At 59.4% G+C, this 15,629-nt stretch carries 14 protein-coding genes; 6 read left to right on the top strand and 8 right to left on the bottom strand.

Annotated elements, in window-relative coordinates; all coding sequences use genetic code 11:
* Nucleotide 1 precedes the first annotated feature (1 nt).
* Both SJY21_RS09760 and SJY21_RS09755 read left to right on the top strand, forming a co-directional pair.
* Nucleotides 2–664: a DsbA family protein gene (locus SJY21_RS09760; protein WP_377509641.1), complete on the top strand. Its 663-nt coding sequence runs from the start codon at nt 2–4 to the stop codon at nt 662–664.
* A complete protein-coding gene (locus tag SJY21_RS09755) occupies nt 664–1,791 on the top strand; it encodes a CaiB/BaiF CoA transferase family protein (RefSeq protein WP_377509638.1) in 1,128 nt (375 codons plus the stop codon). Before SJY21_RS09760 ends, SJY21_RS09755 begins: the two co-directional genes overlap by 1 nt.
* Here SJY21_RS09755 and lpxK read toward each other — a convergent pair.
* The 7 genes from lpxK to SJY21_RS09720 form a co-directional block, all read right to left on the bottom strand.
* Nucleotides 1,778–2,782 carry a tetraacyldisaccharide 4'-kinase gene (gene lpxK, locus SJY21_RS09750; protein WP_377509636.1) on the bottom strand — a complete coding sequence of 335 codons (1,005 nt, stop codon included), beginning with the start codon at nt 2,780–2,782 and terminating at the stop codon, nt 1,778–1,780. The genes SJY21_RS09755 and lpxK overlap by 14 nt on opposite strands.
* Nucleotides 2,783–2,785: 3 nt before the next feature.
* Entirely contained in the window at nt 2,786–4,003 is a 1,218-nt protein-coding gene (locus tag SJY21_RS09745) for a 3-deoxy-D-manno-octulosonic acid transferase (RefSeq protein WP_377509633.1), read from the bottom strand.
* A 10-nt stretch (nt 4,004–4,013) separates the two neighbouring features.
* A complete protein-coding gene (locus tag SJY21_RS09740) occupies nt 4,014–4,259 on the bottom strand; it encodes a DUF4170 domain-containing protein (protein ID WP_377509630.1) in 246 nt (81 codons plus the stop codon).
* 66 nt (nt 4,260–4,325) lie between these two features.
* Nucleotides 4,326–5,096 (bottom strand): 3'(2'),5'-bisphosphate nucleotidase CysQ, encoded by a 771-nt coding sequence (locus SJY21_RS09735; RefSeq protein ID WP_377509627.1) that lies wholly within the window; start codon nt 5,094–5,096, stop codon nt 4,326–4,328.
* Nucleotides 5,083–6,429, bottom strand: coding sequence for a TldD/PmbA family protein (locus SJY21_RS09730; protein ID WP_377509624.1), 1,347 nt, complete (start codon nt 6,427–6,429; stop codon nt 5,083–5,085). The genes SJY21_RS09735 and SJY21_RS09730 overlap by 14 nt, the downstream gene beginning before the upstream one ends.
* Nucleotides 6,430–6,520: 91 nt before the next feature.
* Nucleotides 6,521–8,044, bottom strand: coding sequence for a DUF2125 domain-containing protein (locus SJY21_RS09725; protein ID WP_377509621.1), 1,524 nt, complete (start codon nt 8,042–8,044; stop codon nt 6,521–6,523).
* A 69-nt stretch (nt 8,045–8,113) separates the two neighbouring features.
* Nucleotides 8,114–9,634, bottom strand: coding sequence for a DUF2125 domain-containing protein (locus SJY21_RS09720; RefSeq protein WP_377509618.1), 1,521 nt, complete (start codon nt 9,632–9,634; stop codon nt 8,114–8,116).
* A 128-nt stretch (nt 9,635–9,762) separates the two neighbouring features.
* Between SJY21_RS09720 and SJY21_RS09715 the strand changes: the two genes are divergently transcribed.
* Genes SJY21_RS09715 through SJY21_RS09700 form a run of 4 tightly spaced genes read left to right on the top strand, consistent with a single transcriptional unit; the run spans nt 9,763 to nt 13,648 of the window.
* A complete protein-coding gene (locus SJY21_RS09715; protein ID WP_377509615.1) occupies nt 9,763–10,512 on the top strand; it encodes an SDR family oxidoreductase in 750 nt (249 codons plus the stop codon).
* Nucleotides 10,509–11,114 carry an enoyl-CoA hydratase/isomerase family protein gene (locus SJY21_RS09710; RefSeq protein ID WP_377509612.1) on the top strand — a complete coding sequence of 202 codons (606 nt, stop codon included), beginning with the start codon at nt 10,509–10,511 and terminating at the stop codon, nt 11,112–11,114. Before SJY21_RS09715 ends, SJY21_RS09710 begins: the two co-directional genes overlap by 4 nt.
* A gap of 57 nt (nt 11,115–11,171) precedes the next feature.
* Complete coding sequence (locus tag SJY21_RS09705; RefSeq protein WP_377509609.1) at nt 11,172–12,497, top strand: mechanosensitive ion channel family protein; 1,326 nt, start codon at nt 11,172–11,174, stop codon at nt 12,495–12,497.
* Nucleotides 12,494–13,648, top strand: coding sequence for a TIGR03862 family flavoprotein (locus SJY21_RS09700; RefSeq protein ID WP_377509606.1), 1,155 nt, complete (start codon nt 12,494–12,496; stop codon nt 13,646–13,648). The genes SJY21_RS09705 and SJY21_RS09700 overlap by 4 nt, the downstream gene beginning before the upstream one ends.
* On the opposite strand, the gene SJY21_RS09695 is transcribed toward SJY21_RS09700, so the two are convergent.
* Nucleotides 13,645–15,621 (bottom strand): Wzz/FepE/Etk N-terminal domain-containing protein, encoded by a 1,977-nt coding sequence (locus SJY21_RS09695; RefSeq protein WP_377509603.1) that lies wholly within the window; start codon nt 15,619–15,621, stop codon nt 13,645–13,647. The two genes, SJY21_RS09700 and SJY21_RS09695, sit on opposite strands and share 4 nt — an antisense overlap.
* Between the last annotated feature and the right edge of the window lie 8 nt (nt 15,622–15,629).

Genomic DNA, 15,629 nt, shown 5'->3' with positions numbered 1-15,629 from the left:
TATGAATAAGACGCTTTCCATCGCGGCCCTTGCCGTTGCTATCATCGCGGGCGGTACGTGGTTTCTGACCCGTCCAACCGCGCCAACGGATCCCGTGTTCGGGGCGGCAATCGCGCAAGACGCCGAAGTTGATACAAGCAGTGTCGTCGAGATGGTGCAGGGCAGCGAGGATGCGACCGTCGAGGTGATCGAATATGCGTCGTTTACGTGTCCACACTGCGCCAACTTCCATGCCGATCAATACCTTCAGATCAAGGAAAACTATATCGACACCGGCAAGGTTCGGTTTGTTTATCGCGAGGTCTATTTTGACCGTCCCGGCCTGTGGGCCTCGATGGTGGCGCGATGTGGTGGGCCGTTGCGGTATTTCGGAATTACCGAGCTGATCTTTGAACAGCAGCGCGAATGGGCGGGTGCAGGCGATCCGGCAACGATTGCCAACAACCTTCGCAATATTGGCAAGATTGCCGGTTTGACGGACGAAGATCTGGACGTTTGCATGGCCGACGCCGAGGCGGCACAGGCGCTCTATACTTGGTCCGAAACCAACCGTGAGGCGGACAATATCACGGGCACCCCCAGCTTTATCATCAATGGCGAGCCTTACTCCAATATGGCCTATGGCGAGTTTGCAGCGGTTCTGGATGAAAAGCTGGCTGAATAATGCCTGCCCCGCTTGAAGGCCTGAAGGTCGTTGAATTGGCGCGGATTCTGGCTGGCCCTTGGGCTGGCCAAACTCTGGCCGATCTGGGGGCCGAAGTGATCAAGGTTGAATCGCCCCAAGGCGACGACACGCGCACATGGGGCGCGCCCTTTGCGACCCCGAACGGGGACACGTCGGCGGCCTATTTCCATTGCTGCAATCGTGGCAAACGATCAGTCGTGATTGATTTCCGCACCGATACGGGCCGCGCGCAACTGCTCAAGCTGATTAACGACGCCGATATCCTGATCGAGAACTTCAAGGTCGGCGGGCTGGCGAAATACGGCTTGGACTATGACAGTCTGCGCGAAACGCACCCGCGCTTGATCTATTGTTCCATCACGGGATTCGGGCAGGACGGTCCTTATGCGCAACGGGCGGGATACGACTACATCATTCAAGGCATGTCCGGCCTGATGTCTGTTACCGGCGATCCCGCAGGGCAGCCGCAAAAGGTGGGCGTGGCGTTCACAGATATTTTCACGGGCGTCTATGCCAGCACTGCGATCCTGGCCGCGGTTCACCAGCGCGCCGCGACCGGCAAGGGCCAACACATAGACATGGCCTTGCTGGATGTCGCGACTGCGGTGATGGCCAATCAGGCGATGAATTATCTAAGTTCGGGAAACGTGCCGCAGCGTCTGGGCAATGCGCACCCCAATATCGTGCCCTATCAGGTGTTTGAATGCGCGGACGGGCATATCATTATCGCCGTGGGCAATGACGGGCAGTTTCGCAATTTTTGCGCCGTTTTGGGTCTGCCGGACATTGCCGATGATCCTGCATATGCGACCAATCCCGCGCGGCTGAAAAACCGTGAATCCCTCGCCGAAATTCTGGCGGCAGAAACGATCAAGATGACCAAGTCAGCGCTACTGGCCGCTTGCGAGGCGCATGGCGTTCCGGCGGGGCCGATCAACAACATGGATGATGTCTTTGCCGACCCGCAGGTTGTTCATCGCGGGATGCAAATTGAACTTGATGGCGTGCCGGGCGTGCGCACGCCAATCAGGTTTTCGGATGCTGATCTAAGGTTGCGCCACGCCTCGCCGAAACTGGGCGAAGGGCAAGTTATCATCGAGGAGTAATGCCAGCCCTGGCAAGCGCGGCGTCGATTGCAGACCAATCCGCGATGTCCAGCCGCACAGGCAAGGTCAGAACCTTTTGGCGAAATGATGCGGGCAAGCGTACTGCGTCCTTTTCAGTCGTCACCAGCTGGGCTGTGCGGGCAATTGCCTCAAGCTCAAGCCTTTTCATCAAGGTATCGGTCAGCGGTTGATGGTCGTTCAACGGTTCGCCGTGCAACACGTCGGCACCCAATGCGCGCAAGGTCTGGAAAAACTTTTCGGGGTGGCCGATTCCGGCAAAGGCCAGCACACGCAGGCCGGCCCATGTCATTCCGGTTGCAAGCGGTGCGAGGTGGCCGCGTGCATGCGGCGTGTTGCCAATCCGGTGGTGCCACAAGGCGGTGAACGCGTCTTGATCTTGTGTTGATCCGATCGACAAAAGAACATCAGCGCGTGCCATCCCCGTTGAAACCGGTTCGCGTAGCGGACCCGCAGGCATGACGCGGCCGTTGCCAAACCCGCGCCGCGCATCGACAACAATCAGGGACATGTCCTTGTGCACGGACGGGTTTTGAAATCCGTCGTCCATCACCACAACATCGGCGCCGGATTCCTGTGCCATCCGCACACCTGCGCTGCGATCCCTGGATACCCATGTGGGCGCAAAGGCGGCCAGAAGAAGCGGCTCGTCACCAGTATCCCGCGCAGAATGCTGTGTTGGGTCCACAGCGATCGGACCCGCAAGCGCGCCGCCATAGCCACGGCTTATGACATGCGGCTGATACCCCCATGCGATCAGCCGCTGCACCAGCGCGATGGCCGTAGGTGTCTTTCCAGTGCCGCCAACATTGATATTGCCGATGCAGATCACAGGCACTTCAGCCTGCATTGGAGTGCCCTTGGCCAGTCGCCGCGCAGTCATCGCCCCAAAAAGGGTGGCGACAGGTGCAAGCAGGCGCGCGCGCAATGCAGGCCGTGCCGGATCGGTAAACCAGAAACGGGGGGCCGTCATTGTCTATCCCCCTTTCGAGTCAAGATGTGCGCGGATCATCGCCAGCACGCGGTTGCTGACGTCTGCACCATCGGTCACGACTGTCCATCCCGCCTGGGCCATTTGCGCCACACGGTCGGGCGTGTTCATCAAGCCAACGGCCTCGGCCAAACGTTCTGCCGAATTCACCGCACGGCATGCCCCCGCGGCGGTTAGCCGTTCGTATGCCGTTCCATGTCGTCCGGTTGCCGGCCCATGGACAACCACTGATCCAAGTGCCGCCGCCTCGAACGGAGACCGGCTGCTGGCACCGGTAAGCGTGCCGCCCATGAGTGTAATCGGGGCCAGACGATACCAAAGGCCATGTTCGTTATCGAGGTCGGCGATATACACCTGCATTTCATCATGCGGGTCATCGCCATCGCCGCGCACCCCGACGTGCAGGTCAAGATCGCGCAGTTGCTGCGCCATACCGGCGGAATCGTTCACGTCGCGCGGTGTCACCACCAGCAAAAGCCGATAGCCACGTTTGCTGGCCCGTTGATAGGCGTCGGCAATTGTTTCGATTTCGCGCGCGGCAAGGTCGGTCGCAAACCAGACGGGGCGGGCACCGATCAGGGCGGCCATCTCGTTGCGCTCGGCCTCGTTGAAGGGAAGGGCGATGCTTTCTTCTTCAAGCGCGCCCGTGACCTCGATCCGCGCGGGGTTGTAACCTGCACGCCGCAACCGTGCCGCAGCGCCATTGTCCACGGCCATAACGGCAGTGAACTTTTCAAGGATCGCACGAGGAGCAGTCCGTTTCCAAGGTCCCGACCAGTTCAAGCTTGGTCCATTTTTGGCGTTCAACTGCACCATCGGGCACTTACGCACGGCGCACTCGGCAAGCAGGATGGGCAGCAGTATGTCTTGCATCCAGAACAGCATGTCGGGACGCCAGTGATCCAGAAACGCACGCGCGCCAGTTTGGGTGTCGGGTGGATCGGGTTGGAAAATCACATTCGGATTGTCAGACGTTACACCTGATTCAAGAAGGGTGCCGGTAACCAAAAACGTCGCTTGATCACGTTCGCTGGCGAGCCGATGCGCAAGAGTCGCGATAGTGCGATGGTTGCCGTCACCGCCGACGTGGAACCAGATCAACGGCCCCTTTGGCCGGTCGGGGCGCGTTGTGCTGTCCTGCTTGGGTGTGTCCGCTACCGGACGTTGCCCAATAAGCGATCGAAGCGAAAGGGTGCGCGCCATTCAGGTGTGCCTAACTGCCCAGTTCTTCTGTTGGCGATGCCTCGACGCCTTCGTCGCGCAGGCGGTGGATATGCGCAATGAAATAGCGCATGTGGGCATTGTCCACGGTGCGTTGGGCGTTTTCTTTCCAGGCGTTGAACGCGGAGTCATAGTCGGGGAACATACCGACGATATGGATGTCGTTCACATCCTTGAATGCGTTCTTGGTCGGGTCGATCAATTCGCCACCAAAGACGAGGTGCAGGCGCTGGGTCATAAAAGCCTCATGTTGCAAGATGTGTCCGGGGGTAAGCTAGGGCTTTGGGGTGACGCCGTAAAGCAATCAGGCCAGCGCTGCGAGCAACGGCGCATGCAGCATGCCACCGGCAATCACCCCGTCAACCTGCGGGTGCGGGTTGTTGAACCTGAGCGGCGCACCTGTGCGGGTTGTGGCGGTGCCCGCGGCCTCGGTCACGATCAGGGTGCCCGCGGCGATGTCCCACTCCCATGTGGGTCGCAGCGTTAGCATCGCATCGAACCGGCCCTGCGCGACCAGCGCCATGCGATAGGCAAGGGACGACCGAAAGTGGCGCTTGAACACTGGCGCGCCGCTTTGCCAGTATTTCGGGTCCATGTTCGGGCGTGTCGCCAGCACGTTGCTATCGTTCAGGCTTGCGTGAACCGTTGTTGTAATCGGCGCGCCGTTCAGCGTTGCGCCGCTGCCCTTTCGGGCCGCAAACAGCATGTCGCGAAGGGGCAGGTAGATCACTGCAGCCGTGACTTCACCGTTATGCGCAATCGCCAGCGAATGTGACCAATCTTTGCTTTTCTCGATAAAGGCGCGCGTGCCGTCGATTGGATCAACGATGAACTGGTGGTCGGTTTGAAGGCGCGCGGGGGTATCCTCGGTTTCCTCGGACAGCCAGCCATAATCGGGGCGTGCGGCGCAAAGCGTGGTGCGCAGCATCGTGTCGACGGCCAAATCGGCTTCGGTCACGGGGCCAGCATTGCCGGGTTTGTCCCAGACTTCGGTTGCAGCGGCAAAGTGGCTTGTCGCGATGTCCCCCGCAGCGCGCGCGGCGTCGACCAGCAGGTCAAGGTCAGTCGCCTGCAAGGGTCATCCCTTCGACCAGCAGGGATGGCACGACACGCGTCAGATGCGATTGCGCATCGTTGGACGGAGTCAGCCGCATCAGCATGTCGCGCAGGTTTCCGGCGATGGTGCATTCGTTGACCGCATAGGTGATTGCGCCGTTTTCGACCCAGAAGCCGCTTGCACCGCGCGAATAATCGCCCGTGTTGGGATTGATCGTCGAGCCGATCATTGATGTCACGAGCAGGCCAGTCCCCATATCCGCCATCAATTCGGCGGGTGTTTTTTCGCCCTGGGTAAGCGCGATATTCGTCAGGCTGGGTGACGGGGCCGAGGAGGTGCTGTGCGATGCGTTGGCGGTGCTGGTGAGGCCCAACTGGCGCGCGGTGGCCAGATCAAGCGTCCAGCCCGTCAGGATGCCGTTATCAACTATCGCGCGTTTTGCTGTTGGAAGGCCTTCGCCATCAAACAGGCGCGATGCGGCGATACGGGTGCGGTGCGGGTCTTCAATGACACTCAGGCCCGCAGGCAAGACCTGTTCGCCCATCGCGTCACGAAGCCAGCTTGATCCGCGCGCGATCATTGCGCCATTCACGGCTGACAACAGATGCCCGATTAGTGAACTGGCGATACGTTCGTCAAACAACACCGGATATGCACCGGTTTTCGGCTTGCGCGCACCTGCGCGGGCAACGGCGCGCGCTGCTGCTTGGGCCCCGATGTCTTCGGGGGTGCGCATGTCGCTGCCATAGACGCGGCTGTCAAAGTCATAGTCGCGTTCCATGTTTGCGCCTGTGCCGCTGATCGCGACACATGACAGGCTGTGGCCGGTGCGCGCATATCCGGCGGAAAACCCGTTGCTGGTGGCAAGGTGAACGCGGCGCCGACCATATGATGCGCTGGCAGACTGCACCTGGCTTATGCCTGCGTTGGCCTGCGCTGCGGCTTCGGCGCGTGCAGCCGCGTCTTGCAGGTCGGCTGGGTCCGGTTCAGCGCTGGGATCAAACAGATCGAGGCGGGATGTGTCCGTATCGGTTGCAAACTGGGTTGGATCCGCAAGGCCGATATGCGGGTCTTGGGGTGCTTCACGCGCCATCAGCACAGCACGCTGCGCCATCTGTTGCATCGTCGCGGTGCGGGTGTCCGAGGCTGAAACATTCGCCTGTCGCTGGCCGATCATCACGCGCAGGCCGATGTCGATACCTTCGCTGCGTTCGGCCTGTTCCAGCGCGCCACTGCGCACATCAATCGATACGGATGTGCCATCAACGACGATCACATCAGCGGTGTCGGCACCGGCCGCGCGCGCGGCGTCAAGAAGCTGTTCAGCGAGAGTGGAAAGTTGTTCTGACATGCGGGTTCCTGATGTTTGGAGATGGGGTAGTCCGCAATGCAGTGCCCCGCAAGGGGGCGAGGGCCGCGCCATGCAGCCCTCACCCGATTTCCTAGCGCAGACGTTGGCCGTTTGCCAGAACGTGACCTTCGCTGTTCACTTCGATCGTCGAGGTCAGTTCATCGTCCCCCACGGGTGTCGCGAACATGCCCAGCATCATGCGCGGTGCCATCAGTTCTTCCTCGGGGATAAACCCAAGCGCGGCCAGCTTGTCCATCAACCCGTTGACACCCGACAACGTCATATCAAGCGCGCCTTCGGGGCGTGGAAAACCGGGAAATGTCGCCATGTCATCGTTATCGAGAATAAATGCGCCTTGTGCCGTGATTTCTGCACCAGCGGCTGCGATCGTCATGCTGTTCAGTGTCACTTCATCGACTTGCACTGGCACATCGCCACCTTGGGACAGGGCCATCATGCTGGGGATATCCAGCAGATCAAGGCCGGTCACACCATAGCCAGACAGATCAAGTGCGATGGTCGCCGGATCGCGGGGCAATTCGCCCGCAGGGTCGAACAGACCCCAGATATCATCACTGACAGTGATGCCGTTCAGACCGAACGCATAGCGGAATTCCTGCTGCGCGTCAGACGCATTCACCGGCAGCACGTAGTTCGCGGTGATCTGGTCAATCGCCCCTTCGATCGGGAATGGCATAAGGTCCGCCATCGTGACGGTCATGGCGATGTCATCGACATTGCCGACAACGGCCAGCCCGCTTTCGCCCAGACGCATCGTGACCTCGGAGGCACCGGCAGTGGTGTCCTGATCGGTCACGATCTGGCCGTTCAGGGTTGTCGTCGCCGTCCCTTGTGACCCTGTTCCACGCGATACAAGATCAACCGACAGGCCATCACGAATTGCCTGCGACAGGTTCATGATGTCAGACCCGCCTACGGGCAGCGACAGGGACGCTGTTGCTTGGGTTGCGCCATAACTGCCGGTGTTGGTGGACACGATTCCGTCAGGGCCGGACATGTCGAACTCGTATGTGTTCGCGCCCATGGTTGTCGCGCTTTCCACCATGATCAGGTTGCCTTCGGTCACGCGGGTTTCAAGTTCGAACCCGGCGACGGTGCCCGATGCCTTGATGGTCCATTCTTCGCTGCCGGCAAACGTGACATCAAGCAAGGTATAGCTCAGGTCTGTGCCTGTGCCTTTGTAAGTCACGTCGCCCGCGTCACCCGATGCAATGACGTCATATGCACCCTGTTCGCTTTGGATTGTCGCGGCAAACGGGCCAACCTCTTGCAGGTTTCCCGAAATGGCGACGATCATCGGCGAGGGGTAGGTGACGGCTACGGTGCCATCGCCGTTTTCCGTCATCGTGATATCAGAAACGGCCACTGCGATGTTTCCGAACCCCATTGGCAGGACAAAGTTGACCTTGGCGTTGGTGATGGTCGTGACCGCACCGCTGGTTGACAGATCGCCCGACATGGCACCACCAAGAGAGGCGACATAGGCATCATAGTTCGCCCAGACATCGGTGGCCGAGACATCAGCAATCGCCGCCGTCGCGCCAAAGCCAGCAGCAATGAGAGTAAGAGTGGAGACGCGTGTGCGCAGGGTCATATGCAGGTGTCCTTTGACAAAAAACGGGGCCGCACTGTCGGGCGCGGCCCCTTACGATACAAGATAGGTTTAGCGCAGACGCTGGCCGTTGGCCAACACATGTCCTTCGCTGTTCACTTCGATGGTCGAGGTCAGCATATCATCGCCGACCGGTGTTGCGAACATGCCCAGCATCATGCGTCCGCCCATCGCGTCTTCTTCGGGCAAAATGCCCATCTGGATCAGTTTGTCGATCAGCCCGTTCACACCATTGATATTGAGGGAAAGCGCACCTTCGGGGCGGGGAAAGCCGTCAAATGTGGCAAGATCATCGTTATCAAACGTAAAGCTGCCGTCACCGGTGATCAGGGCACCTGCAATTGCCAGTTTCAGGCTATCAAGTGACAAGCTGTTCAATTCACCCGGGACGTCGGACATTGCCGCGGCTTCGGCCTGTTCGGGATCAAGCAGGTCAAAAAACGGCGTCGCACTGCCCGAAAGTGCAAAGGAGGCTGTTGCCGCATCGCGCGGCAGGATTTCGCCCGGATCAATCATGTTCCAGATGCCGTTGCTGACCGTCAGGTCGGCGATGGTCAGGGACAGCGCGAAATCGCGTGGTTCGTCAGCGCTGCTTAGCGGCACGTCCATCGCGAAACCGTATGCCCCCAACTGCGCCTCGACAGGGAAGGGAAGCTCGCTTGGGACGTTGAACAAAACGTTCACGCCGCGCGTTTCACCTTCGTAAAGCAAGCCGTCCATGTCCATCGCGAGGGTCAGCGAACCGCCGTCGATACTTGCAGTGCCGTCAGCCTGTTCGCCATCAGCGTTGAAATCAAAGTCATAGTTGGTCGCGCCAAAAGAATAGCCACCTTCGATCGACAAGCCGTCAACAAATGCGGATTCCGGGGCGTCCATATCCATATCAATCGGGAGGGCGATCTTGGCCTGTGCTGTCACATCGGCAAGCGCGCCGTTCATCACAAACATGCCCTCACCACCGGGTTCGCGCACGTCCGCGGCGACAGCAATCGAGTCGACGGTCAGCGCATAATCGACCCGTTGCAGGGTATCTGTGCGGGTGACGTAATTGCCTGCAAGGTTTGTCATTGTGATCGCGGCGGCGTTGATGTCGACTTCGTCGGCGCCATCACCTTCGATCCCGTCAAGCGCGATTTCGTAGCTTTGAACGCTTAGCGCATAGTCCATCACATCAGGGGTGCCGCTGACGATCAGCGACATGCCTTGGTTGCGCGCAACAATGTTCAGGGTTGTCGCGTCGCCATACGTTGGGGTCAGTGTAACGGCCATCGGATAGGTTTCCGACATGGTGATCGACACTGTGCCATCGCCCATTTCAGTCAGTTGGATTTCGTCAAGCGTGGCCGTAATGCTTGCTTCGGGATCGCTCATCTGGATGACAAGGTCAGTGACGGTAAGCGTGCTGCCCGACATCGCTTCGCTGCCGATTGTCACGCCGCCTTCGCCATAAAGGTCCATCTGGTCTTTCCAATTGTCCCAGACCTGTTGTGCAGTAACATCCGCAAATGCGGTCGAACCCGCGAAAATCGCCGCGACGCAAACCGCGCTTCGTGCGCCTTTGAAAATGATCATTTGAAAACCTTTCCTGCTGTCTAATCACGCAAATGTCCGACGCTTGCCCACCAAGGTCAAGGTCTGGAATTCTGGACCTTTAGGTAGGGGCGCAATACTAGGTTGGAAAGTCAAGAAAGGGAATAAACATGGATTTGACTGGTCAGGTTGTAATGATTTCAGGCGCAAGCCGCGGTATCGGGGCGGCTGCGGCCCGCATATTTGCGGCGCGCGGTGCCAAGGTTGCGTTGCTGGCGCGCAGTGCGGATGCCCTTGCCGGACTTGCTTCGGACATTGGTGCGGATGCGATTGCAATCGCGTGCGATGTCAGTGACCGCGCAGCGTTTGGTGCTGCTGTTGACACAACCTTGCGCACCTTTGGTCGTCTTGATGTTTTGATCGGCAATGCAGGTGCCATTGATCCGATTGGCCATCTGGCTGACACGGACCCCGATGAATGGGGCAGGCTGATCGACATCAACCTCAAAGGCGTGTTCAACGGAATGCACGCCGTCTTGCCCGTCATGCAAAAGCAAGGGCAGGGCACCATCATTACAGTATCGTCCGGTGCGGCACATGGGCCGGTCGAGGGTTGGTCTGCCTATTGTGCATCAAAGGCGGGCGCTTACATGCTGACGCGCGTGGTTGATAAGGAATATCGCGCGCAGGGGGTGCGTGTGCTTGGCCTGTCACCCGGAACTGTCGCAACCGATATGCAGCGCGAGATCAAGGCATCAGGCATCAACCCGGTGAGCCAACTAGATTGGTCCGACCACATTCCGCCCGAATGGCCGGCACAAGCATTGGTCTGGATGTGTTCCCCGGCGTCAGACGGGTTCCTGGGCGATGATATATCTTTGCGCGACCCTGACATTCGCCGTGCGGTGGGGCTGACATGATCCCCGCTGCGACAAGCGATGGCGTGCTGACGCTGACCCTTGCACGGGCCGGCAAGGCGAATGCACTGACCGAAGGCATGCTGAACGATCTGGCCGATGCGGTGCTGGGCTCAGACGCGCAGGTGATCGTCTTGACCGGCGAGGGACGCGTGTTTAGCGCTGGCGCGGACCTTGAGGCGGTGAAACAAGGCCTTGCCACCAGCCCCGCATGGGAAAAGCTGTCAGGTGCAATCGCGGGGTTTTCAGGTCTGACGATCGCCGCGCTGAACGGCACCGTCGCGGGTGGCGCGCTGGGGATGGTGCTGGCCTGTGATTTGCGGGTTGCCGTTGATGGCGCGACGTTCTTTTACCCCGTGATCAAGATGGGCGTCATGCCGCAGCCTTCGGACCCTGCTCGCCTGCGTGCGCTGGTCGGGCCTGCGCGCGCGAAACTCATGCTGCTGACCGGCGCAAAACTGACCGCAGCCCAGGCATTGACCTGTGGTCTGGTTGATCGGGTTGTGGATGATCATGCTGCGCTTGAGGCGACGATCAACACGTTGATCGGCCCTGCCATGGCGGCCAAACCCGGCCTGCTGGCGCAGATAAAGGCGGTGATCTAACGTTGTGTGCTGCGCCAAAGCAGTGCAAAACCGAATTGAACCGCTGCGGAGGGTGTGATGGGCCAAGGCAATGATATCGTCGTGATGATTCAAGGGTATCTGGATCAGGTGATCGCGCTTGCGAAAGACTGGCTGCTTAGCCCGGCCGCCTGGTCGCAGTTTGGTATTCTGATCGTGGCCTATTTGCTGGCGGTGATTATCTCTCGAAAGGCGTCGCCGCGGATTCAGCGTTTGCTTGAACCGGCGCAGGACAATCAAGGTGTGATCGCCAAGGCGCGCCGTTTCGTGTTGATCTTCTTGCCTTTGCTTCTTCCGCTGCTGGCCTATGCCTTGACGGCCATCGGAGAGCAAATCACGCTGTCACTGTTTGGTTCAGGTGCGGTGATTGCCTTTGGCAAGCGAGTGTTCCTGTTTCTTGCGGCGCGGGCGCTTGCGCGCGACATGCTCAAGGATCCGTTCCTGAAACTGCTTGGCAAGTATGTGCTTGTCCCAATTGCCGCCCTGTATGCCGTTGGGTTGACCGGACCGGTTGCCGCGCGGCTTGAGGCCACTGTCGTGCCCTTGGGCAATCTTTCGTTCAACTTGTTCTGGTTGTTGCAGTTTGTTGTCGTTGCGGGTGTGATTTTCTGGTTGGGCCGTTGGTCGAATGACCAATCGACGCAGTTCCTGTCGGGTCAGAAAGAGATGCGCCCGGCAACCCGTCAACTGGCCGTGAAAGCCGCCGAGATCGTCATATTTGGCGTGGCATTTCTGGTTTTGATGAACATCATGGGGATTTCGCTGACCTCGCTTGCGGTGTTGGGCGGGGCTGTTGGTGTCGGCCTTGGCTTTGGTCTTCAAAAGATCGCCTCGAACTTCATTTCCGGGGTGATCCTTTTGCTGGAAGGGCAGGCAACGGTTGGTGACTATGTCGAGCTGGACGGCGGCGAAGCGGGCACGATAATCAAGATGACCGCGCGTGCCGCAATTCTGGAAACCTTTGACGGCCGCTGGATCGTTGTCCCGAACGAGGATTTTATCACAACGCGGGTCGTCAACTACTCGGACTTGGGCTCTGCCAACCGCTACGAGGCGGCGTTCTCGGTCAGCTATGACACCGATATCAACCTTGTTCCGCCATTGGTCGAAGCGGCTGTGGCATCGCACAAAGAAGTCCTGAGCAAACCCTTTCCACCAGACTGCGAGTTGCGCGGGTTTGGTGACAGCGGTGTCGATTTCGCCGTCGAATTCTGGGTAAACGGCCTGGATGATGGTCGCAACAAATACACGTCAGATGTGCTGTTCCTGATCTGGAACGCCCTCAAGGCTGAAGGTATCGAGATTCCCTATCCACAGCGCGTGGTCGAGATCAAGGGCGGGTTCCCGCCATCACCGGACTCGTGAAAACGGGGCTGGTGATCGGCGCGGGTCCTGCCGGTTTGATGGCCGCCGAAGAACTGGCAGGTGCGGGCCTGAAGGTTATCGTTTGCGATGCAATGCCATCGGTTGGACGCAAGTTTCTGATGGCGGGCAAATCCGGTTTGAACCTTACGATGGATGTTGATCAGCAGGCGTTCATGGCGGCTTTCCCCGAAATGCCCGCGACTTTGCGGGTGGCTTTGGATGGATTTGGGCCGGAACAGGTCAAGGTCTGGGCGCAAGGCTTGGGGCAGCATCTTTTTACGGGCTCGTCGGGTCGTGTCTTTCCAACCGCGATGAAGGCATCGCCATTGCTGCGTGCGTGGTTGCAGCGATTGGCAGGGGCAGGGGTGACGTTTCGCCAGCGCTGGCGCTGGACGGGGTGGGACGGCGCAAGTGCATCTTTTGACACGCCCGAAGGTCGGCAGGTAGTCGGGTTCGATGTCACCGTAATGGCGATGGGCGGGGCGAGTTGGGCGCGATTGGGATCAAACGGTGCGTGGGCCGCGCAATTTGCCGGTCAAACAGCGCCGTTTCAGCCCGCAAACGTCGGGTTTGTCGTGCCGTGGTCGGATCACATGACCCGCCATTTTGGTAGCGCGGTAAAGGGATGTGCCTTGTCAGCAGGTGGTCAAACACTGCGTGGCGAATTTGTTGTGTCGGCCCGCGGGATCGAGGGGGGCGGGGTTTATGCCGTATCTGCCGCGATGCGGGATGGGGCAGACCTTGTGCTTGATCTGTTTCCCGATCTGACGATCCAGGATATTGAACTGCGTCTGTCGCGCCCGCGCGGGAAGGCAAGCCTCGCAAACCACCTGCGCAAAGCCCTGCGCCTCGAGGGTGTTCGCGCCGCACTCGTCAATGAATTCGGGCGTCCGTTTCCGCAAGATTTAGCAGGTCTGCTCAAGGCGTTGCCGGTGCCCCAAATTGGGCCGCGACCGTTGGACGAGGCGATATCGACAGCCGGTGGCATTCGGTTTGACGCGTTGGACGGGAACCTGATGCTACGCGATCGCTCCGGCGTCTTTTGCGCCGGAGAGATGCTGGATTGGGAAGCGCCGACAGGTGGCTACCTGATCACCGCCTGCCTTGCGACCGGACGGCATGCCGGGCGGGCCGCGGCGAAATACACCTAGCTTTGATAATAGCCCGAAGTGCCGTAATTGCCGTAGTCCTGTCCGTAGCCGTATTTCTTCATGCCGCGGGCATTGATCTGGCTTAGAACCGTGCCTGTAACCTGAACACCGACGGTTTCAAATGCGCGGATTCCCTGCAGCACTTGTTTTTCGCGGGTCTTGTCCCAGCGGACCGTATAAAGCACCGCATCTGCCAGCTTGCCGATGACCCGTGCATCGGGCACCAACAGAACCGGCGGCGTGTCGATCAGAACCACATCATAGGATTTGCGGGCGGTGCGTATCAATTGGCGAAACTGGCGGGACGAAAAGATATCGGCGGCATTGGCAGGTGCGTCATCGCCAAACAGCACGTCAAACCCGATATCGGGATCATGCCAGACCGCATCTTCCAGCTTGGCCTTTCGTGACAACACTTGCATCATGCTGGGCGTATCGGGCGCGCCGAAATAGTCCTGAAAGACCCGGCGACGCACATCGCCTTCGATCACCAAAACCCTGTCACGCACACCGGTCAGGTTTTGTGCCAGCGCCAGCGTTTGTGTTGTCTTGCCTTCGCCGGGCAGGGACGAGGTTGACACAATCACGCAGGGAACGGGGCCGTTACCTGCCATCAACAGGGATGTGCGCAGGTTGCGAAACGCCTCGACCGGGGCCGAGTTCGGTTTCTGGCGAATGTAGTCGAGAACGCTTTGGCGGCGGCGTGCGGGGATGCGCGGGATTTGCCCCATGACAGGCACGCCGGTTGCGGATTCAAGGGCGTCTGCGGTGCGGAAGGTTGCGGTGCGCGCCTCGTGGACGATAAGGGCGATTGTGGCGGCAAACGCGCCAAGGGCAGCGCAAAGGATCGCAACAAGTGTCGGGCGCGGTGCTGATGGCACTTCGGGGATCATCGCTGCTGACATCAGGCGCGCATCTGCCTGCTGAATACCCTCCTGGACAGAGGTTTCCTTGAGCCGCCCAAGAAAATATTCGTAGATTTGCCGGTTTGCCGCCGCCTCGCGTTCCAACTGCTCCAGCGCGACCAGGTCCTGCGATTGCCGGGCGATTTTTTCCGACAATTCCGCTTCGAGCACGCGCAGCTGATCAATGCGCCCCTGCGAACGGGTTGTGGAATCGCCGCGGTCGATCGTTGCTTGACGTGCGGCGATGCGATCGCGCACTTCCTTGAGCTGTTGCGACAGAATGTCGAGCGTTTCGGCGCTGATCAGTTCCATCTGTGCGGCGAACTGGTTGGTCGCGCCCTCGGCTGTTTCCAGTTCAACTTCAAGAACGGCGACTTTTTCAGTCAACCATGTGGTTGCCCGTTGCGTGGCCTCGAACTTGGTTTCCAACTGACGCACAAGATATCGGTCCGCAAGCAGGTTGGCGAGCGTGGCGGATTTTTCCGCATCACCCGTTTCAAGCGTGATTTCAAACACCATGCTGTCGGGAACATTGCGCACCAACAATGCCTCGCTTAGCGAAGCAATTGTGGCTGTCATCGCGCGCCGGTCTATCCGTTCCGGTGCAAGGGGCGGGGCAGGCGGCACGCCAAGCAAATCCAGCGCGCCGTTGATGGCCAGATTTGACAGGCCTGCAGGGCGCAAAGCGGGATTGAATTCAGGATCGCGTGTCAGATTGGCCTGGGTCACGACATCGGCCAACAGGCTGACCGAGCGCAGGACCTCAAGTTCGGTGTTCACCACGGTTGCATCGCCGGTCATCATCGGCAGGAAGTCTGAAAACTCGACCACAGGTTCGCGCCCACCATCAAGCACCACGACAGCAGTTGCGCGAAACTTTGGGTCGGCAACCCCGATCGCCCAAACCAGTCCGGCAATTGCGGTGATCATTGCGGCGCAGACCATCCAGAACTTCCCGCGCCAAAGGGTCAGCAGCATTTCCCCAAGGTCCATCACATCGTTGCCTGCCGTGGAAGGCAATCTGCGCACAACAGGATTTATCGTGGCGGGGTCTGGCAAGGCATTCATGCAACGCA

Source organism: Octadecabacter sp. R77987 (genome assembly GCF_042466115.1).
Classification (GTDB): domain Bacteria; phylum Pseudomonadota; class Alphaproteobacteria; order Rhodobacterales; family Rhodobacteraceae; genus SW4.
This window is presented reverse-complemented; position numbering and strand designations above follow the sequence as displayed.

Coding starts and splice junctions, on each gene's coding strand:
- SJY21_RS09730 (WP_377509624.1), bottom strand. CDS start 6,429: ATGTCAGAACAACTTTCCACTCTCGCTGAACAGCTTCTTGACGCCGCG.
- SJY21_RS09705 (WP_377509609.1), top strand. CDS start 11,172: ATGGGCCAAGGCAATGATATCGTCGTGATGATTCAAGGGTATCTGGAT.
- SJY21_RS09740 (WP_377509630.1), bottom strand. CDS start 4,259: ATGACCCAGCGCCTGCACCTCGTCTTTGGTGGCGAATTGATCGACCCG.
- SJY21_RS09745 (WP_377509633.1), bottom strand. CDS start 4,003: ATGGCGCGCACCCTTTCGCTTCGATCGCTTATTGGGCAACGTCCGGTA.
- SJY21_RS09755 (WP_377509638.1), top strand. CDS start 664: ATGCCTGCCCCGCTTGAAGGCCTGAAGGTCGTTGAATTGGCGCGGATT.
- SJY21_RS09720 (WP_377509618.1), bottom strand. CDS start 9,634: ATGATCATTTTCAAAGGCGCACGAAGCGCGGTTTGCGTCGCGGCGATT.
- SJY21_RS09760 (WP_377509641.1), top strand. CDS start 2: ATGAATAAGACGCTTTCCATCGCGGCCCTTGCCGTTGCTATCATCGCG.
- SJY21_RS09725 (WP_377509621.1), bottom strand. CDS start 8,044: ATGACCCTGCGCACACGCGTCTCCACTCTTACTCTCATTGCTGCTGGC.
- lpxK (WP_377509636.1), bottom strand. CDS start 2,782: ATGACGGCCCCCCGTTTCTGGTTTACCGATCCGGCACGGCCTGCATTG.
- SJY21_RS09710 (WP_377509612.1), top strand. CDS start 10,509: ATGATCCCCGCTGCGACAAGCGATGGCGTGCTGACGCTGACCCTTGCA.
- SJY21_RS09695 (WP_377509603.1), bottom strand. CDS start 15,621: ATGAATGCCTTGCCAGACCCCGCCACGATAAATCCTGTTGTGCGCAGA.
- SJY21_RS09715 (WP_377509615.1), top strand. CDS start 9,763: ATGGATTTGACTGGTCAGGTTGTAATGATTTCAGGCGCAAGCCGCGGT.